Source organism: Sulfitobacter sp. SK011 (genome assembly GCF_003352065.1).
GTDB lineage: Bacteria > Pseudomonadota > Alphaproteobacteria > Rhodobacterales > Rhodobacteraceae > Sulfitobacter.
The window spans coordinates 41,447-59,102 of sequence record NZ_CP025803.1; the positions used below are offsets into that span (position 1 = coordinate 41,447).

18 protein-coding genes are annotated in these 17,656 nt (G+C 55.9%); 13 read left to right on the forward strand and 5 right to left on the reverse strand.

Annotated elements, in window-relative coordinates; all coding sequences use genetic code 11:
• The first annotated feature begins 25 nt into the window (after window positions 1-25).
• From C1J02_RS00175 to C1J02_RS00205, 7 genes are read left to right on the forward strand one after another with little or no spacing between them, the layout of a single operon-like run.
• Window positions 26-973, forward strand: a complete 948-nt coding sequence (locus C1J02_RS00175) for an ABC transporter permease (protein ID WP_114876606.1) — start codon at window positions 26-28, stop codon at window positions 971-973.
• Window positions 970-1,785 carry an ABC transporter permease gene (locus C1J02_RS00180; RefSeq protein WP_114876607.1) on the forward strand — a complete coding sequence of 272 codons (816 nt, stop codon included), beginning with the start codon at window positions 970-972 and terminating at the stop codon, window positions 1,783-1,785. The genes C1J02_RS00175 and C1J02_RS00180 overlap by 4 nt, the downstream gene beginning before the upstream one ends.
• Window positions 1,782-3,383: an ABC transporter ATP-binding protein gene (locus C1J02_RS00185; RefSeq protein WP_114876608.1), complete on the forward strand. Its 1,602-nt coding sequence runs from the start codon at window positions 1,782-1,784 to the stop codon at window positions 3,381-3,383. Before C1J02_RS00180 ends, C1J02_RS00185 begins: the two co-directional genes overlap by 4 nt.
• Before the next feature lie 25 nt (window positions 3,384-3,408).
• Entirely contained in the window at window positions 3,409-4,272 is an 864-nt protein-coding gene (locus C1J02_RS00190) for an alpha/beta fold hydrolase (protein ID WP_114876609.1), read from the forward strand.
• On the forward strand, window positions 4,263-5,009 hold the full coding sequence (locus C1J02_RS00195) for an SDR family oxidoreductase (RefSeq protein WP_114876610.1): 747 nt from the start codon (window positions 4,263-4,265) through the stop codon (window positions 5,007-5,009). Before C1J02_RS00190 ends, C1J02_RS00195 begins: the two co-directional genes overlap by 10 nt.
• Window positions 5,006-5,356 carry a cupin domain-containing protein gene (locus C1J02_RS00200; RefSeq protein WP_114876611.1) on the forward strand — a complete coding sequence of 117 codons (351 nt, stop codon included), beginning with the start codon at window positions 5,006-5,008 and terminating at the stop codon, window positions 5,354-5,356. Before C1J02_RS00195 ends, C1J02_RS00200 begins: the two co-directional genes overlap by 4 nt.
• A gap of 48 nt (window positions 5,357-5,404) precedes the next feature.
• The gene (locus C1J02_RS00205) at window positions 5,405-6,394 is read left to right on the forward strand and encodes a P1 family peptidase (protein WP_114876612.1); all 990 of its coding nucleotides are present in this window, start codon (window positions 5,405-5,407) and stop codon (window positions 6,392-6,394) included.
• A gap of 5 nt (window positions 6,395-6,399) precedes the next feature.
• On the opposite strand, the gene maiA is transcribed toward C1J02_RS00205, so the two are convergent.
• Window positions 6,400-7,047, reverse strand: coding sequence for a maleylacetoacetate isomerase (gene maiA, locus C1J02_RS00210; RefSeq protein WP_114876613.1), 648 nt, complete (start codon window positions 7,045-7,047; stop codon window positions 6,400-6,402).
• Window positions 7,044-7,181 carry a hypothetical protein gene (locus C1J02_RS20750; RefSeq protein WP_162798196.1) on the reverse strand — a complete coding sequence of 46 codons (138 nt, stop codon included), beginning with the start codon at window positions 7,179-7,181 and terminating at the stop codon, window positions 7,044-7,046. The genes maiA and C1J02_RS20750 overlap by 4 nt, the downstream gene beginning before the upstream one ends.
• A 177-nt stretch (window positions 7,182-7,358) precedes the next feature.
• Between C1J02_RS20750 and gmd the strand changes: the two genes are divergently transcribed.
• The 3 genes from gmd to C1J02_RS00225 are packed head-to-tail and all read left to right on the forward strand — an operon-like array spanning window position 7,359 to window position 10,577.
• Window positions 7,359-8,474, forward strand: a complete 1,116-nt coding sequence (gmd, locus tag C1J02_RS00215; RefSeq protein WP_114876614.1) for a GDP-mannose 4,6-dehydratase — start codon at window positions 7,359-7,361, stop codon at window positions 8,472-8,474.
• 4 nt (window positions 8,475-8,478) lie between these two features.
• A complete protein-coding gene (locus C1J02_RS00220; RefSeq protein ID WP_114876615.1) occupies window positions 8,479-9,414 on the forward strand; it encodes a GDP-L-fucose synthase in 936 nt (311 codons plus the stop codon).
• Complete coding sequence (locus C1J02_RS00225; protein ID WP_114876616.1) at window positions 9,411-10,577, forward strand: DegT/DnrJ/EryC1/StrS aminotransferase family protein; 1,167 nt, start codon at window positions 9,411-9,413, stop codon at window positions 10,575-10,577. The genes C1J02_RS00220 and C1J02_RS00225 overlap by 4 nt, the downstream gene beginning before the upstream one ends.
• Here C1J02_RS00225 and cueR read toward each other — a convergent pair.
• The 3 genes from cueR to C1J02_RS00240 all read right to left on the reverse strand — a co-directional run bounded on the left by cueR (window position 10,574) and on the right by C1J02_RS00240 (window position 14,515).
• Window positions 10,574-10,963 carry a Cu(I)-responsive transcriptional regulator gene (cueR, locus tag C1J02_RS00230; protein WP_114876617.1) on the reverse strand — a complete coding sequence of 130 codons (390 nt, stop codon included), beginning with the start codon at window positions 10,961-10,963 and terminating at the stop codon, window positions 10,574-10,576. The genes C1J02_RS00225 and cueR overlap by 4 nt on opposite strands.
• The gene (locus C1J02_RS00235; RefSeq protein ID WP_114876618.1) at window positions 10,960-13,413 is read right to left on the reverse strand and encodes a heavy metal translocating P-type ATPase; all 2,454 of its coding nucleotides are present in this window, start codon (window positions 13,411-13,413) and stop codon (window positions 10,960-10,962) included. Before C1J02_RS00235 ends, cueR begins: the two co-directional genes overlap by 4 nt.
• A 79-nt stretch (window positions 13,414-13,492) precedes the next feature.
• The gene (locus tag C1J02_RS00240; RefSeq protein ID WP_114876619.1) at window positions 13,493-14,515 is read right to left on the reverse strand and encodes a LacI family DNA-binding transcriptional regulator; all 1,023 of its coding nucleotides are present in this window, start codon (window positions 14,513-14,515) and stop codon (window positions 13,493-13,495) included.
• A 101-nt stretch (window positions 14,516-14,616) separates the two neighbouring features.
• On the opposite strand from C1J02_RS00240, the gene C1J02_RS00245 reads away from it, so the two are divergent.
• The 3 genes from C1J02_RS00245 to C1J02_RS00255 are packed head-to-tail and all read left to right on the forward strand — an operon-like array spanning window position 14,617 to window position 17,607.
• Window positions 14,617-16,128 (forward strand): tripartite tricarboxylate transporter permease, encoded by a 1,512-nt coding sequence (locus C1J02_RS00245; RefSeq protein ID WP_114876620.1) that lies wholly within the window; start codon window positions 14,617-14,619, stop codon window positions 16,126-16,128.
• Window positions 16,125-16,595: a tripartite tricarboxylate transporter TctB family protein gene (locus C1J02_RS00250; protein ID WP_114876621.1), complete on the forward strand. Its 471-nt coding sequence runs from the start codon at window positions 16,125-16,127 to the stop codon at window positions 16,593-16,595. Before C1J02_RS00245 ends, C1J02_RS00250 begins: the two co-directional genes overlap by 4 nt.
• A 43-nt stretch (window positions 16,596-16,638) precedes the next feature.
• Complete coding sequence (locus C1J02_RS00255) at window positions 16,639-17,607, forward strand: tripartite tricarboxylate transporter substrate binding protein (protein ID WP_114876622.1); 969 nt, start codon at window positions 16,639-16,641, stop codon at window positions 17,605-17,607.
• Window positions 17,608-17,656 lie beyond the last annotated feature (49 nt).

Genomic DNA, 17,656 nt, shown 5'->3' on the forward strand with positions numbered 1-17,656 from the left:
GCGCTGTGCGCCTAACGTCACAGTAATGCTCAGATATGCACTCAAACGCCTTCTTTCATTATTGATCAGCCTTGCCGTCGCATCGCTGGTAATCTTTGCCGTGATCGAAGTCGCGCCGGGCGATCCGGCGTCATTCATGCTTGGGATCAATGCCCAGCCTGAAACGCTTGCCGCGCTGCGGACTGAACTGGGGCTCGATGTCTCCAAGGTGCAGCGCTACATCGCCTGGGTTGGCGGTATGATGACAGGTGATTTTGGCACCTCCTATACCTATCGCACACCAGTGATCGACATGGTTTCAGGCCGATTATGGGTGTCGTTGCCTTTGGCGCTTTATGCTTTGGCGCTGAGCACATTGATTGCTTTTCCCGCAGGTATCTTTGCCGCGTCCCGGCGGGGTCAGGCGGGCGATATCGGGGTCATGGGGGCCACGCAGCTTGGCGTTGCGGTGCCGAATTTCTGGTTTGCGATGATTCTGGTCCTGATCTTTGCAATCAATCTGCGGTGGTTCGCGGCAGGTGGTTTTGTCGGTTGGGACAAAGGGTTCTGGGCTGGCCTGCACGGCCTGACACTGCCTGCCGTCGCCCTCGCGCTGCCCCAGGCGGCGATCCTTGCGCGTGTCATGCGGTCGTCATTGTTGGATGTATTGGGCGAAGATTTCATGCGAACTGCCCGCGCCAAGGGTCTGAGCGCCCGGCAGGCGCTTTGGCGGCACGGGCTGCGCAACGCACTGATCCCTGTTTTGACCATTATCGGGTTGCAGTTTTCGTTCCTGCTGGCCGGTTCCATCATCATCGAACAGGTGTTTTACCTGCCCGGGCTGGGACGGTTAGTGTTTCAGGCGATTTCTGCCCGCGATCTGATCGTCGTGGAATCGGTCGTCATGTTGCTGGTGTTTTCGGTGATCATGGTGAATTTCCTCGTTGATCTGGCCTATGCCGCCGTGGACCCTCGTCTGAGGTCCCGCACATGAAACGCAATCTGATCATTGGCGGTCTGCTTACGGCAGTTTTCGTTCTGGCCGCCCTTATCAGCTTTGTCTGGACACCTTTTGACCACGCCGCACTGAATATTCCAAATAAACTGAAAAGCCCCGGTGGTGCGCATCTGTTTGGAACGGACCATTTTGGTCGCGATATCCTGAGCATGATCATGGTCGGCGCACGCACGTCTATCGCCGTGGCGTTGGTGGCGGTGGGCATCGGCATGGGCCTTGGTGTGCCGCTGGGCCTTTGGGCCGCCGCGCGACAAGGGACATGGATGGATGAACTGATCATGCGTGGCAATGACCTGGTCTTTGCCTTTCCCAGCCTTGTGATTGCAATCCTGATCACTGCGGTTTTTGGGGCCGGGGCGATAAACGCGATCATCGCCATCGGTATTTTCAACATCCCCGTCTTTGCGCGGATCACGCGGGGTGCGGCACTGTCACTGTGGCAACGTGAATTCATCCTTGCTGCCCGTGTGGCGGGCAAATCGGCAGCCCGCATTTCTGCGGAGCATATCCTGCCAAATGTGACCAACCTGTTGATTGTCCAAGGGACGATCCAATTCTCACTCGGCATTCTGGCAGAGGCAGGCCTCAGCTATGTCGGCCTTGGTGCGCAACCGCCGACACCTTCTTGGGGGCGCATGCTGGCCGACGCCCAGACACTGGTAAGCATCGCACCGCATATGGCGCTGGTCCCCGGCCTTGCAATCATCTTTACGGTTCTGGGATTGAACCTCATGGGCGACGGATTGCGCGACTATCTTGACCCCAGGTTGCGGGTGACGCGGGTATGAGCCTGCTTGAGATCACCAACATGTCCCTGTCTATTCATGGCATCCATATTTTGAACGACATCACTATATCTGTTGGTGCCGGAGAAATTGTTGCAATCACCGGTGAAAGCGGTTCCGGCAAATCCATGACCGCACTTGCGACGATGCAACTGCTGCCCAAAGGTGCCACCACCACAGGTCAGATCATGCTGGGTGATCAGGAGCTGACCAATCTGGATGAACCCGCCCTGTGCGCCATTCGCGGTAATGATGTCGGCATGGTGTTTCAGGAACCGATGACAGCATTGAATCCCGTCCAGACCATCGGACAGCAGGTGGCCGAAACACTCCGCATCCATGACAGAACAATGACACGTCAGGACGCAGAACAACGCGCGGCAGAAACGCTGACGCGCGTTGGTTTGCCGCAAGACCGTTTTCCTCTGTCACGGTTCCCGCATGAGCTCAGCGGCGGGCAGCGCCAGCGGGTTGTCATCGCAATGGCCATCACCTTGCGGCCGCGCCTGTTGATCGCCGATGAACCGACAACCGCACTTGATGTCACCACGCAGGCTCAGATTCTCGACCTGCTTAAAAAGCTTGCTCAAGAGGACGGTATGGGGCTTCTGATGATCACCCATGATCTGGCCGTGGTTGCGGATATGGCTGATCGCATCGTGGTTATGCGCGCTGGTGAAGTGGTCGAACAAGGCGAGACACAGACGCTTTTGCGCACCATGCAGCACCCCTATACCAAGATGTTGTTTGCCGCCTCTGGCCATATGGTCACCCTACCCAAGGTGACCGATACACACCAATTGCTCGACGTGAGAAACGTCACACGCGATTATCGTCTGCCCCGCACAACGCTGTTTGGCGCGCCCGGATCATTTCGGGCTGTCAACGACGTCTCGTTTACCATCGCGCGGGGGGAACGCCTTGGTCTGGTAGGGGAATCAGGCTGTGGGAAATCCACGCTCACCCGCGCCCTGCTGGGGCTGGAACAGATCCAATCCGGCAGCATCACTTTGGACGGCGAGCCGGTGTTCACCGGTGCCAAACCGAACCTCGCAGTGCGCCGCAAGATGCAGGTTGTTTTCCAAGACCCGTTCGGCAGCTTCAATCCGCGCCACCGGGTTGATCGACTGATTACCGAACCCTTCCATCTATTGCGCGAGCCACCGCAAGGTGCAGACCGTGTCAGAGCCATAGACGCCGCGTTGACTGCCGTTGGTCTGGCCGCAAAGGACGCCACAAAATACATCCACGAATTTTCTGGCGGACAACGGCAACGCATCGCGATCGCCCGCGCCCTGATCATTCGCCCGGACCTTATCTTGTTTGATGAAGCGGTCAGCGCACTGGACGTCTCCGTGCGGGCCCAGATCCTCGATCTGCTGGCAGACCTTTGTGAAGCTTACAAGCTGACCTATCTGTTCATCTCACATGATCTGTCTGTGGTGCGCACAATCACTGACCGCGTCTTGGTCATGAAGGCGGGCGAGATTGTGGAACAGGGCGAAACTCAATCCCTTTTTGAAAACCCCCAACACCCCTATACCAAGGCGCTGATCGCGGCTGCACCGGTGCTGCCAGATCTGTCGCGAAAAACGGCATGACATCATCTGTGGAGAGGACGGGTCCATGCACATCCTGGTAAACGGCGTCCGGCTGTTCGTTGATGTAGAAGGGGCTGGACTTGTTGCCGAGGGCTCTGTGATGCGTGAAAAGCCCACAATGATCTTGCTGCATGGTGGGCCTGGTGCTGACCATTCCATCTTTAAACCGGCATTTTCACAGCTGTCCGATTTGGCCCAGATTATCTATGTCGATCACCGTGGCAATGGACGCAGTGAAGACGGCGATCCAAAGCATTGGACGTTAGACCAATGGGCTGACGATTTATTTGCCCTTTGCCAAACGCTGGGCATCAAAGAGCCGATCATCTTTGGCGCGTCCTTTGGCGGCTTTGTAGCACAGGCATATGCCACGAAATATCCCGGACATCTGCGCGCATTGATCCTCGCTGCGACCACGGCCCATGTGGATTTTGAAACCATCTTTGCCGCTTTTGGCCGAATTGCGGGCCCCCTTGCCGGACAGGTCGCACGCGCCTACTGGAGTGGTCCAACACCGGAACGCCGCCAAGCCTACTTTGAAAACTGCTTGCCTCACTATTCTGTCGCGCCTCCAGACTCGGACATGATGCAACGGATGACGGTAAAGAACCCTGTTGCAATGCACTTCAACGGGCCCAACAATGAAATGGGCCGCTTCGATTTTCGTGCTGCGTTGAACCGTCTGACCTGCCCGATATTGATCCTTTCAGGCGACCGTGACCCAATGATGCCGGTGCCCTTCAGCGATGTTTTGCTGACCAGCCTTGGCAACGCCCGCGCAACGCATCACACTTTGCCTGACGCGGGGCATTTACTTGAGTATGATCAGCCTGAGGTATTCTTTGCCCACCTGCGCCGCTTCATATCGGAGGACATAGCATGCGATTGACCGGAAAAACCGCCATTGTCACCGGGGGTGCCTCTGGATTTGGGGCAGGGATCGTAAGGCGGTTCCTGCAAGAAGGTGCAAAGGTGATGGTCGCCGATATCAACGCTGATGCTGCCACGCAAATGGCCCGTGAAATGGGAGATCACGCGATCGCATGCACGGTTGATGTTGGGGACGGGGCCTCAGTCAACGCGATGGCGAGAGCCGCAATTGATGCCTGGGGTCACGTTGATGTTTTGGTGAACAACGCAGGGATCACACATTTGCCTGCCCCGATGGAAAAGGTCAGCGAAGAAGACTTTGATCGGGTGTTCAACGTGAACATGAAGTCGGTTTATCTGACCGCCCGCGCACTGGTGCCCCATATGAAGGAGCGCGGCAAAGGGGCCATCTTGAACATCGCCTCTACGGCTGGTGTCTCACCCCGGCCCCGGCTGAATTGGTACAATGCATCCAAGGGTTGGATGATCACGGCAACCAAGACAATGGCGGTCGAACTTGCCCCGGATGGCGTGCGTGTGAATGCGCTGAACCCGGTTGCGGGCGAAACGCCACTGCTCAAGAGCTTTATGGGCGAGGACACACCAGAAATGCGGGCCAAGTTTCTGGCAACCATCCCGTTGGGCCGTTTTTCGCAGCCCGAGGATCTGGGCAATGCCGCCCTGTTCCTTTGCTCGGATGAAGCCAGCATGATCACCGGCGTGGCCATGGAAGTGGACGGAGGGCGCTGCATATGAAAGCGGTAAATCTGGCCGAAAAGCTGGCGCAGATCAGCACCCATTGGGATCCGCATGTTGTTGCAGATTACAATGAGAACGACATTATGGTGGTCAAGTTTCAGGGTGAGTTTCCATTTCACCTGCATGAGGATACCGATGATTTTTTCATGGTGCTCAAAGGTGAAATGATCATGGATCTTGAGGGGGCATCGCATGTCGTCAAAACTGGCGAGGTTTTCATCGTGCCCAAGGGCGTGACGCATCGCCCGCGTGCCGCCCAGGAATGCGAGGTCCTGTTGATTGAACCCAAAGGCGTCCCTAACACAGGTGATCCTGCTACTGCAGCAGCCAAGCCGCGTCTTTAATTCACCCTTTTCTAAATACCGATCATCCTTATCAACAGGCACCGCCATATGAAACCTGGACCCAAAAACCTGATCACAGATGTCGCTGGCCTGGTGGTTGGCAATGCGCAGGATGATACCCTCAAGTCTGGTGCCACCGTTTTATCTTCGGACGTGCCCTTTACCGCATCCGTGCACGTTATGGGCGGTGCACCGGGGACGCGCGAAACCGATCTGCTGGCACCCGATAAATCCGTCACTGCAGTTGATGCGTTGGTTTTGTCAGGTGGATCTGCTTTTGGGCTTGATGCCTGTTCGGGGGTGATGGATGGGTTGCGCGCAGCCGGGCGCGGATTTCAGGTTGGGGATGCAACGATCCCGCTGGTACCGGGGGCCATTCTTTTTGATCTGCTGAACGGCGGGGCAAAGGATTGGGTCGAGAACCCCTATCGAAACTTGGGGCGTCAAGCTTTTGACAACGCGTCAGATGATTTTGATCTTGGGTCTGTTGGTGCAGGGACCGGTGCGCTGAGTGCAATGTTGAAGGGCGGGCTTGGCTCCTCCTCGTTGCACTTGCCAGACGGGACAATGGTTGGCGCATTGGTTGCAGCAAACCCTGTCGGGGCCGTGACCACACCCGGCGACAGGCATTTCTATGCCGCGCCCTTTGAAATCGGGTCAGAGTTCGGCGGGTTGGGTCCGGACCCTGCGTCCGGTCTGGGATTGAACCTGGAAAGCCGCAAGGCCGCCGCGATTTCACTGCGCGAGAATACGACAATCGCCATTGTCGCAACCGATGCAACCTTGACGAAATCCCAATGCCACCGTGTCGCGGTTGCCGCGCATGACGGGATCGGGCGGGCCACCGTCCCCGCACACACACCATTTGACGGTGATCTTGTTTTTGCCCTCGCCACAGGCGGCAAACCGCAAGCTGATGTCAGCCTGATCGGTCACGCCGCATCGCTCTGTCTGGCGCGTGCAATTGCAAGGGCCGTATATGCTGCAACACCTGCACCCAATGATCTGCTGCCGAGTTGGCGCAGTTTGAACAGCTAAAACGCTTATACTGAGTCTGGCTGATTGGCGGGCGCTGCTGCGGAAAGTGCGGGAATGGCCATGCTGTTGGCGTGAATGCGCCTGATGGTCGGATAAGGCGACATATCCACCTCAAACCGCGCGTTGTTAAGGACTTGCGCATAGAGGCACAAATCAGCCAGCCCAACGACATCGCCATGGCAAAATTCCCCTGTCTCAGGTTCTGACGCCAACCGGATTTCCAGCGCGTCCATACCTGCCTGTGCCCATCGGCGAAACCATGCGGCCTTGCCCGCCGCATCCACACCAAATTCGGTCTCAAGATGCTTGAGGATGCGCAGGTTGTTCACCGGATGAATATCAAGCGCCACAATATGTGCCAGGCTGCGCACACGCGCACGTCCCCATGCATCAGTCGGCAAAAGGGGTGGTTCCGGGTGAACTTCATCCAGCCATTCCAGGATCGCCAGAGATTGCGGCAATGGCCCCTGTGGCGTCACCAACGTTGGCACCAGACCAGAAGGGTTCAGCGCCAGATGGTCGGCACTCGCCTGTTCGCCTTTGAGCAGGGACAGCGGGACATAGTCATAGCCAAGCCCCTTGAGGTTCAGCGCCGCGCGGACCCGCACCGAAGTCGATGACCGAAAGTAGTTATGCAAAGCGAGATCGTTCATGCGCGTGGGCCGATTGCCTTGAGAATTTCGAAATCGTCAGGCAAATATTCGGTAAGTGTCGGGTTGGAGATGGAGCCGGTTTGCGTGCTTTGCACCGCATGGCTGGCTTGGTTTGGGGCATTGAATATGTACATCTTGTGTTCCTTACTTCCAGTACCGCGTTGAAGAAATGTTACCGCGATACCAAAGCCGGGGCCAGTCTGCCGCGTGCTGGAACAGTTGTTGGCCTCCCCTACGGGATAGCATAGAAAGGCGCAAAGCACCGCGACACCTTTCCGCGGCGACGGCGCGTTATTGTAGGATCGAAACCCATGAAAAAAGCACTTATCACCGGGATTACGGGTCAGGATGGGTCCTATCTGGCAGAACTGCTGCTGGAAAAGGGCTATGAAGTGCATGGAATCAAGCGTCGGGCATCGCTGTTCAATACGCAGCGGGTTGATCACATCTTTCAGGATCCGCACACAACCAATGCCAACTTCAAACTGCACTACGGTGATCTGACCGATACATCTAACCTTACGCGGATTCTATCCGAAGTTCAGCCCGACGAAGTCTATAATCTGGGTGCGCAAAGCCATGTTGCCGTCAGCTTTGAGGCCCCCGAATACACCGCAGATGTTGATGCCATCGGGACACTGCGTTTGCTTGAGGCAATCCGTTTTCTGAAATTGGAAAATACCCGGTTCTATCAGGCGTCCACATCCGAACTTTATGGACTTGTGCAGGAAACACCCCAGACCGAGACCACGCCATTTCACCCGCGAAGCCCCTATGCAGTGGCCAAGATGTATGCGTTCTGGATGACGGTGAATTACCGCGAAGCCTATGGCATGTTTGCCTGCAACGGTATTCTATTCAACCACGAAAGCCCGCGCCGCGGCGAGACATTCGTGACCCGCAAGATCACCCGTGGCCTGTCGAATATCGCACAGGGATTAGAGACGTGCCTTTACATGGGCAACATCGACGCATTGCGCGATTGGGGCCACGCCAAAGATTACGTGCGCATGCAATGGATGATGCTGCAGGAAGACGAACCAGACGATTTTGTCATCGCAACCGGCAAGCAATATTCAGTGCGTCAGTTCATCGAATGGTCGGCGGCCGAACTGGGCATGACCCTGCGCTTTGAAGGCGATGGCGTGAATGAGGTGGCGATTGTGGATACAATCACCGGTGACAATGCCCCTGCCCTTTCAAAAGGCGACGTAATCCTGAAAATCGACCCCCGCTATTTCCGCCCGGCAGAGGTGGAAACCCTGCTGGGTGATCCATCAAAGGCCAAACGCATCTTGGGCTGGGAGCCACAAATAAGCGTTCAGGAGATGTGTGCCGAAATGGTTGTAAACGACCTCAAAGCCGCCAAGCGTGAGCGTATTCTCAAAGAACATGGCTTTGACGGCCTGATGTCGAAAGAGGACTAACCGAATGGGCAGCAAAGGCAAAATGCTGCTGACCGGCGGCGGCGGCATGGTGGGCCGCAATATTCAGGATCACGCATGCGCTGCTGCCTGGGATATCCTTGCGCCCCGCAGTGCGGAATTGGACCTGAGCTATGCAAACGCTGTAGCGGCTTTTATAAACGCTCATAAACCTGATCTGGTGATCCATGCGGCAGGGCGTGTAGGCGGCATTCAGGCGAACATGGCCCATCCAGTAGCGTTTCTTGAGGAAAACGTGGCGATGGGCCGCAATGTGATAATGGGCGCGCGACAAGCGGGTGTTGGGGCCCTGATCAACCTCGCCTCCACCTGTATGTACCCTGCCCAGGCCGAAAATCCGCTAAGTGAGGAAATGATCCTGACCGGGCCGCTGGAGCCGACCAATGAGGGATATGCATTGGCCAAGATCATGGCAATGCGGCTTTGTGATTATATCCGGCACGAAGATGCGGCGGCGCAGTACAAGACTTTGATCCCCTGCAACCTTTATGGTCCGTATGACAAATTTGACCCGAAGAACTCGCATCTTTTGCCCGCGATCATCCATAAGGTCCATCAGGCCAAACTGACCGGCGATGCGACGGTTGAAATCTGGGGTGATGGCACGGCGCGGCGTGAATTTATGTATGCGGGCGATCTGGCTGACGCCGTCTGGAAAGCAGTTGAAAATCCCGGCGGCTTGCCCGGTGCCATGAACATTGGGCTGGGCCATGACCATTCGATCAATGACTATTATGCGACTGTTGCGGATGTAATCGGCTGGCAAGGGGCATTTACCCATGATCTGTCCCGCCCGGTCGGCATGAAACAAAAACTCTGCTCAACAGCACGCCAAAGCGATTGGGGTTGGAGCGCACCGACAACACTGCGCGATGGCATCTCACAAACCTATCGCCATTATCTGGAGTATCACGCAAAATGACGTTCAAGTACCCTTTGGCCACTTCATCCTGGGACGAGGCGGAATTCGCAGCACTTGACCGGGTCATCGCCTCTGACATGTTCTCAATGGGGCCAGAGGTACGCGCCTATGAGGAAGAATTCGCAGCGCTTTTTGGCAGCAAGTATGCTGTGATGGTGAATTCCGGATCATCCGCCAACCTGCTCATGACGGCGGCGTTGTTTTTCACCAAGAACACAGACCTAAAACTTGAACGCGGCGATGAAGTCATCGTGCCCGCAGTCAGCTGGTCGACCACCTATTACCCGCTTTGCCAATATGGATTGCGGTTGAAGTTTGTGGATATCGACCGGGAAACACTGAACTATGATCTGGCCGCACTTGAGGCTGCGATCACGGATGACACGCGCGCGTTGATGGTGGTGAACCTGTTAGGCAATCCCAATGATTTCGCAGCACTCAAACGCCTGACCGATGGCCGCAACATCGTGATGATCGAGGACAACTGCGAATCCATGGGGGCCACGTTTGAGGGCAAACAGGCAGGTACCTTTGGCGTTATGGGGACATTTTCATCGTTCTTTTCACACCATATTTCCACCATGGAAGGAGGTATGGTCGTCACGGATGATGAAGAACTTTACCATATCATGTTGTCCCTGCGCGCCCACGGGTGGACCCGTAATTTGCCGAAATTCAATCATGTGACAGGCGAAAAAAGCGATGATCCGTTCAAGGAAAGCTTTCGGTTTGTCCTGCCGGGCTACAACCTGCGCCCGCTGGAGATGTCCGGGGCGCTGGGCCGTGAGCAAATCAAAAAACTGCCAGGCCTGATTGCGGGGCGGCGCGCCAACGGGGCGCTGCTTCAGGGGGCGGTGTCGGATCATCCTCGTTTCATGATCCAACGTGAGATTGGCAATTCAAGCTGGTTTGGATTTTCGCTGGTCCTGCGCGATACGCATATGGGCGAACGCGCCCAGATGGTGCGTGATCTATCGGCGGCAGGGTTTGAATGCCGCCCGATTGTCGCCGGGAATTTTGCCAAGAATGAAGTGATGGACTATTTCGATTTTGAAATACACGACACGCTGAGCAATGCGGATTACATCGATGACAATGGATTGTTCGTGGGCAACCATCACTATCCCCTGCCCGAGGCGATCAAGGTGCTTGCGACGCTTTAACGGGGCGCGGCCAGATCGCGCAGGATCGGGCAATCCGGCCGATCATCGCCTGCGCAGGCCTTGACCAAAACACGCAAGGTATCGCGCATCGCTGTGAGTTCGGCCAGCTTTTGGTCGATCTCTGTCAAATGGGATTTCGCGATCTGTTTGACGTCAGCACTTGCACGCGTTTCATCATCGTAAAGCGCCAGCAAACTGCGACAGCTTTCCACTGGAAAGCCCAAAGACCTTGCCCGTGCAACAAAGGCTAGTTTGTGAAGATCCGTCTCGCGAAACGCGCGATATCCATTGGCTTGCCGCATCGGACGGATCAGGTCGATGTCTTCGTAATACCGAATGGTCTTGGCGGGCAGTCCGGTCGCCTTGCTTACCTCAGAGATATTCATTTTGAACCCTCAATACTGCGCAACCTCAGCGCGTTGGTTAGAACAAAAACGGATGAACATGCCATGGCCCCAGCGGCCAAGACCGGTGACAGCAGAATACCGAACATTGGATAAAGCACACCTGCAGCGACCGGGATAAGCGCAATATTATACCCAAATGCCCAGAACAGGTTTTGCCGAATATTGCGCAGCACGCTGTGAGAGACGGTGATCGCGGTGCCAACGCCTGACAGGTTTCCTGACATCAAAACAACGTCCGCCGTTTCGATCGCAACATCTGTGCCGGTTCCGATGGCAATGCCAATATCCGCATGGGCGAGTGCCGGTGCATCATTGATCCCATCCCCGACAAATGCGATCTTTTGACCCGCGCTGCGCAGGTGGTCCAGTGCCGCCATTTTTCCATCTGGCAGGACGTTCGCGACAACATGATCAATACCCAGCTCGCGGGCCACTGATTGGGCCGTATTTTCGCCGTCGCCGGTGATCATCGCCACTTGCAGACCTTGGGCCTTAAGTCCTTTGATTGCTGCGGCGCTGTCCGGTTTTATGGGATCCGAGACCGCGACAAGAGCGGCGATCTGGCCGTCTATCGCGGCAAATACAGTTGTCTGCCCTTTTTTTGCCAATGCAGTTGCGTCCGCCTCAACCTCAGACACATCAACGCCGCTCGCCGCCATGAGGCGTGCGTTGCCCACGATGATACTTCTTCCGCTGACGGTTGCTTTCGCGCCCTGCCCGGTGATCGCCTGAAAGCTTTCCGCATCAGGGATCGTCAGGTTTTGCGCTTTGGCTGCCGCCACAATCGCCTGTGCAATGGGATGTTCTGACAAGGTTTCAACAGCCGAAACAAGGGCAAGAACATCTTGTGGGTTCTGCCCCTCGGCCACTATCAAATCCGTCAAAGTGGGCCGACCGACCGTCAGTGTCCCAGTCTTGTCAAACGCGACGACATCAACTGCGCTAAGCGACTGCAATGCGTCCCCCTGCCGGAACAGCACCCCAAGTTCAGCGGCGCGCCCTGTTCCCACCATGATGGAGGTCGGCGTAGCCAGCCCCATTGCGCAGGGACACGCGATGATCAACACAGAAACCCCCGCGACAAGCGCATATGTCACGGTTGGATCAGGACCAAAGATCAACCAGATCACTATTGTCACGGCGGCCAAAATCAGAACGGCAGGAACAAACCACATGGTGATTTGGTCGACCAACCCTTGCACCGGCAAGCGGGTGCCTTGGGCCTGCTGAACCATCCGAATGATTTGGGACAGGGTGGTGTCATCGCCAATGCGCATCACCTTACAGGTCAAACTGCCCAGCCCATTGACCGTGCCACCCGTCACCAGATCGCCAGTTGTTTTGGTGACTGGCATCGGTTCGCCTGTGATCATGCTTTCATCAACATCACTGCCACCAGACACCACCGTTGCATCAATCGGAAGCCGCTCTCCGGGGCGAACCAGAAACACATCGCCGACGCGCAATTCGGAAATGGGGCGATCGGCCCAATCGTCACCAACTTTCACACGTGCGGTCCGGGGCTGAAGGCCGATCAGCTTTTGGATTGCAGCGCCCGTCTGGCCCTTGGCCCGCGCCTCAAGCCAGCGACCCAGCAGGATCAGCGTGACAATGACCGCCGCCGCTTCAAAATAGACTGCGCGCGCGGCCAGTGGCAGCACATCCGGGAAAAACAGCGTGACCGTCGAAAACAACCAGGCAGCCCCTGCGCCCAGCGCGACGAGGCTGTTCATGTCCGGAGCCCTGCGGATCAATGCCCTGAACCCATTCACAAAAAACCCGCGACCCGGCCAAATGAGGATGATTGTGGTCAATACAAACTGAATGGACCAACTGGTCCCCATGCCAATCGTCTGGGCAATAAGGTGATGCCAGGCTGGCACCAAATGCGCGCCCATCTCAAGGATGAAAACGGGCACCGCAAGAACCGCTGACACGATCATTCCGCGTTTTTGCTGTGCTGCTTCTTCGGCTTTGACGGCCGATCGGTCTGTGGGTGCCTGTTCGGACGGCACAGTCGCTGGATACCCGGCCGCCGCCGCAACTTGTGCAAGCTGCTCTGGATCTGTGAGGCCAGGAACATAGTCAACCGACGCACTTTCGTTAGCCAGATTTACATGGGCCTGCGTGACACCCGGGGCCGCAAGGAGTGCCTTTTCAAGCCGACCGACGCAGGATGCGCAAGACATGCCAGTGATCTGAAATCGGACATTTTCGGACGCCACGGGATAGCCGGCTTTGTCCAGCGTCGAGATGATCTCTTTTGATGTTTCTGGATCATCCACTTCAACCTGCGCTGTTTCAGTCGCGAGGTTCACAGAAAACGCTGATATTCCCTTCACGCCTTCCAGCGCGCGATTAACCCTGCCGACGCAGCTTGCGCAGGACATGTTTTTAATGGGCAATATGAATGTGGTGTCGGAGTGCATTTTTCGGAAATCCTATGCGTGTTCCTACCCTACATAGGTGTTCCAGTGACTGGAAGGTCAAGGGCCATTCAGCATTGCGTCAAACTCGACCGCAGGTACCGCGCGCGATCAGTTCGATATCACAGCGGATGCGGAATACGTCCAGTTCGGAATGAACAATGGATCTGGCAAGCCGCTGACCCGCAAGCAGACCGATGCGACGCGCAGGCAATCGCACAGTTGTCAGGTTTGGCTCCATTTCCTTTGAACCCTTAAAGTCGCCGATCCCGATTATTGAAATATCCTCGGGGATCCGCAGACCAAAACGGAATGCCGCATAAATTGCCCCCTGCGCCAGAACATCATTGCCACACAAAAGCGCCGTTGGCACCGGGCCGCTTTGCAAAAGCTCAAGTGCTGCCTTCTTCGCATCTGAGATGCTATAGGGTGCTTCGATCCACCAATGTTCTGGCGTCTTGATTTTTGCCTGCATCAAGGCGGCAAATGCGCCGCTTTGGCGGTCTGATGCGCGGTCATTGCCCCCGGTCGGTGGAAAGATAAGACCAATCTTACGGTGGCCAAGACCGATCAGATGTTCTGCCGCCGTCTGGCCCGCCGCAAAATTATCGGCACCTACACAGGATATCCGCGATGTTTCGGCAAAGTTCCAGATTGTCATCGCGGGGATCGCCTGACTGTCGAGCAGTTGATAGGTTTCTTCTGAATGTTCCTGCCCAATCAGCGCGACACCATCCACACGGTGTTCGAGAAATTTGCGCATAACCGCGTACTCACGCTCAAGATCGTAGCCGTGAGACGCAATCAGAATTGTGAACCCCTCGGCATCAACCGCGTCAGAGAACGCTTGTATCACCTCGGCAAAGATCGCGTGATCGATGGTTGGAACGATCAATCCAATGGTGCCGGACCGAATACCATGCATGGTCTGAGCAGCCCGATTGCGGATATACCCCAGCCGCCGCACTGCCGCGTCAATCTTTTTGCGGGTCGCCGGTTTGACCTGTTCGGGGTGGTTATAGCTTCGCGATACTGTCGAAATCGACACTCTTGCAGCTTTGGCAACTGCCACGATATCCGCTTTCTTTGTAATTTTATCAACCACTTGAACCCCAAAATATGCTTACGAATGAAAACATTTGCAAAACTATTTTCATTGCCTACCCTTAATTGTCAACGCGGCTTTGCGCTGTTCGTGGGGACTTGATGGAATTTATCTTTTACTTTGGTGATGTGTTCACGCCGATCAATTTCGGTCTGTTGTTGATTGGTACGATCGGCGGGCTGATCCTTGGTGCGACACCCGGGTTGTCACCCACAATGGCGGTCGCGCTGTTGATCCCCTTCACCTTTCAACTTGAGGCCGCGCAGGGGCTGATCTTGTTGGGCGCGGCCTATACATCAACTGTCGCGGGCGGTGCGGTATCGGCCATCCTGCTCAAGATACCGGGCGCGCCCGCCAACATCGCCACCACACTTGATGGGCACACCATGGCGCGGAACGGCGAGGGCGCTAAGGCCTTGCAACTGTCGTTCCTTGCGTCTGCGGTCGGGGGTGTTTTTGGCGTGCTGCTGCTGATCTTTCTGACACCGGTTCTGGCAAAATGGGCGCTGGCCTTTGGCCCCTCGCATTTGTTCTGGCTTGCCATTCTTGGGGTCACGGTCATCGGGTCGCTTGACAGCAAATCAGTGGTCAAGGGGTTGCTGTCTGGCTGCATAGGCCTGTGGCTGGCGACCATTGGATTTGACGACATCATGGGTGCCCAACGGTTCATCTTTCATCCGGCATTGGGCGGTGGCATCAATATTATTGCGGCCCTGATTGGTTTGTTTGCAATTCCGCAAGTGATCACGATGTTCGCCAAGGGCCGCATTGCATCTGGTGCCGAGGTGATCAGCGTCGAAAAACATTCCGTTGTTGATGCGATGAAAGAGATCATGCGCAACAAGCGGGCCATGAGCATCGGCACGATCACCGGGTCGATCATCGGTCTGATCCCCGGTGTGGGCGGGCAGATCGCCGGATTGGTCGCCTATGACCAGTCCAAGAAATTCAGCCCCCACCGGGACAAGTTCGGCACAGGCCATCCAGAAGGGGTTATCGCCGCTGAATCCGCCAACAACGCAATGGTGGGGCCATCACTGGTGCCGCTTCTGACGCTCTCTATCCCCGGTTCACCGACGGCGGCTGTGTTGTTGGGTGGGCTGCTGATCCATGGGATTTTTCCGGGAACGGACCTGTTTGACAACCACCCCGATGTGGCGTGGACATTCATCAACTCGATGCTGATCGGTCAAATACTGATGTGCATCTTTGGCCTCTATGTCGCTGGATTTGCGGCCAAGGTGGCGCGGGTCCCGCAATCTATCATGGCGGCTGTGGTGATGGGTCTTGCGGTCTTTGGCAGCTATTCTGTTCAAAGCTCGATGGGGGATGTCTATGTCATGGCGTCGCTTGGTGTGATGATGTATTTTCTTGAACGCTTCGGGTTCTCCGCTGCCCCTCTGGTGCTGGGTCTGATCCTCGGTCCAATTGCAGAGGCGAACTTTATCCAAGGCTCAATGATCGCCAATGCAACAGATGGCATGACGCCCTATTTCCTTGGTGGTCCATTGAACATTTTCCTGATTGCAGTGGTGATCGCATCAATCCTGTATTCGGCCTATATGGAACTGCGCAATCGCCGCTACACCTCAAAAGAGGAGATCATGGCATGAGCGATCTTTCTATGCCCCGCCTTCAACATATACTGGCCTCTGGCGCTGTGGCGGCGGTTGGTGTGTGGATCACATACATCAGCTATACCCAGCAACCATCCGAGGCCTTTCTGTTTCCGCGACTGATCGCAACCATCTTTGTCGTGCTCGCCATCTGGACCTTTGTCAAAGCATGCCTTGGATGGACAAAGGTCGGCACCGGCATCACCCTGCGGCAATTCACCAGCCTGCTGCCGGGCTTGATCGTCGCCCTTGTCTATATCTTCTGGGCGGCCAAGGGATTGGGTTTTTACACCGCGACCGCAATCGCCTTTTTCATTCTGCTAAGTTTGTATGACCCGAATTCACATTCTGAAGTCAGATCATGGGTCAAACGCGTCATCATCACGGCCTGCTTTATGGTCGTTATGTACCTTCTCTTCGCAACACTTCTCAAAGTGTACACACCGCGAGAGATATTCTTCTGAACCGCAAGGGCGGCAGATCACACATTCCAGGGAGGAAACAACGATGAAGAAGTTACTAGCCGGGGCCGCAATGGCCATTTTGGGCCTGACAGGGGCGGCATACGCAGATGGGCATGGCAACTTTCCAGACCGCCCAATTATGATGATGGTCAGCTATGGCGCTGGGGGTGCAACTGATTTTCAGGCCCGCATCGTGACAATGACCGCCGGGAACGAGGACGCGCTGGGCATGCCCATCGCCATCCTGAACAAACCCGGTGCGGGTGGCCGTGTCGGATGGAACTGGTTCGCGACACAGGCTGACGCCGATGGCTACACCCTTGGTGCCTATAACATTCCGCACTTTATCGCCCAATCGATCAAAGGCGGCGTTGAGTATTCCGCAGACAGCTTTGAACCGATTGCCAACTGGGGTGCGGACCCTGCAGTTCTGATTGTCGGTGCCGACAGCGCATTCAACACGCTGCAAGATGTGGTTGATTTTGCCAAAGCCAATCCGGGTAAACTGACAACCTCCGGTGCCGGTCTTTTTGTGGGCCACCACATCGCGGCCCTTCAAATGGAAAAAGCGGGCGACATGAAAATCGCCTTCATCCCGACCAAAGGCGGCGGTGCCGCAGCGATGAAGGCAGTGATTGCCGGAGAGGTTATGGCAGGCATCAACAACCTGTCTGATGCGTTCCGCGCCGCAGAAGCAGGGAATGTCAAAATCCTCGCGGTGGCTGATCTGGAGCGGAATGAATTTCTGCCAGATGTACCGACAATGAAAGAGGCCGGGCTGGATGTTGATAACGCATCCGTCAACTTTCGCGGCATCATGGTGCCCAAAGGGACGCCTGAAGCAATCATCGAGAAGCTGGCGGCAACAGTTCCGTTGATGTTTGAAAACAGCAGAGTGACCGGCAAGATGAAATCAGGTGGATCGCCCATGCACATCATGAACCGTGATGAGGTCAAAGCGATGTGGGCCGCGCGTGAAGAAAGCCTCAAGGAACTGCTTTCAGGTCTTTGACAAAACCTGACCACCAGCCCGCGCTGGCGGGGTGATGGTCGCCCCACTA

Bases quoted from the DNA above. Each gene is read 5' to 3' on its own strand.
- C1J02_RS00175 (WP_114876606.1), top strand. From the start codon at position 26: ATGCTCAGATATGCACTCAAACGCCTTCTTTCATTATTGATCAGCCTT.
- C1J02_RS00180 (WP_114876607.1), top strand. From the start codon at position 970: ATGAAACGCAATCTGATCATTGGCGGTCTGCTTACGGCAGTTTTCGTT.
- C1J02_RS00185 (WP_114876608.1), top strand. From the start codon at position 1,782: ATGAGCCTGCTTGAGATCACCAACATGTCCCTGTCTATTCATGGCATC.
- C1J02_RS00190 (WP_114876609.1), top strand. From the start codon at position 3,409: ATGCACATCCTGGTAAACGGCGTCCGGCTGTTCGTTGATGTAGAAGGG.
- C1J02_RS00195 (WP_114876610.1), top strand. From the start codon at position 4,263: ATGCGATTGACCGGAAAAACCGCCATTGTCACCGGGGGTGCCTCTGGA.
- C1J02_RS00200 (WP_114876611.1), top strand. From the start codon at position 5,006: ATGAAAGCGGTAAATCTGGCCGAAAAGCTGGCGCAGATCAGCACCCAT.
- C1J02_RS00205 (WP_114876612.1), top strand. From the start codon at position 5,405: ATGAAACCTGGACCCAAAAACCTGATCACAGATGTCGCTGGCCTGGTG.
- maiA (WP_114876613.1), bottom strand. From the start codon at position 7,047: ATGAACGATCTCGCTTTGCATAACTACTTTCGGTCATCGACTTCGGTG.
- C1J02_RS20750 (WP_162798196.1), bottom strand. From the start codon at position 7,181: ATGTACATATTCAATGCCCCAAACCAAGCCAGCCATGCGGTGCAAAGC.
- gmd (WP_114876614.1), top strand. From the start codon at position 7,359: ATGAAAAAAGCACTTATCACCGGGATTACGGGTCAGGATGGGTCCTAT.
- C1J02_RS00220 (WP_114876615.1), top strand. From the start codon at position 8,479: ATGGGCAGCAAAGGCAAAATGCTGCTGACCGGCGGCGGCGGCATGGTG.
- C1J02_RS00225 (WP_114876616.1), top strand. From the start codon at position 9,411: ATGACGTTCAAGTACCCTTTGGCCACTTCATCCTGGGACGAGGCGGAA.
- cueR (WP_114876617.1), bottom strand. From the start codon at position 10,963: ATGAATATCTCTGAGGTAAGCAAGGCGACCGGACTGCCCGCCAAGACC.
- C1J02_RS00235 (WP_114876618.1), bottom strand. From the start codon at position 13,413: ATGCACTCCGACACCACATTCATATTGCCCATTAAAAACATGTCCTGC.
- C1J02_RS00245 (WP_114876620.1), top strand. From the start codon at position 14,617: ATGGAATTTATCTTTTACTTTGGTGATGTGTTCACGCCGATCAATTTC.
- C1J02_RS00250 (WP_114876621.1), top strand. From the start codon at position 16,125: ATGAGCGATCTTTCTATGCCCCGCCTTCAACATATACTGGCCTCTGGC.
- C1J02_RS00255 (WP_114876622.1), top strand. From the start codon at position 16,639: ATGAAGAAGTTACTAGCCGGGGCCGCAATGGCCATTTTGGGCCTGACA.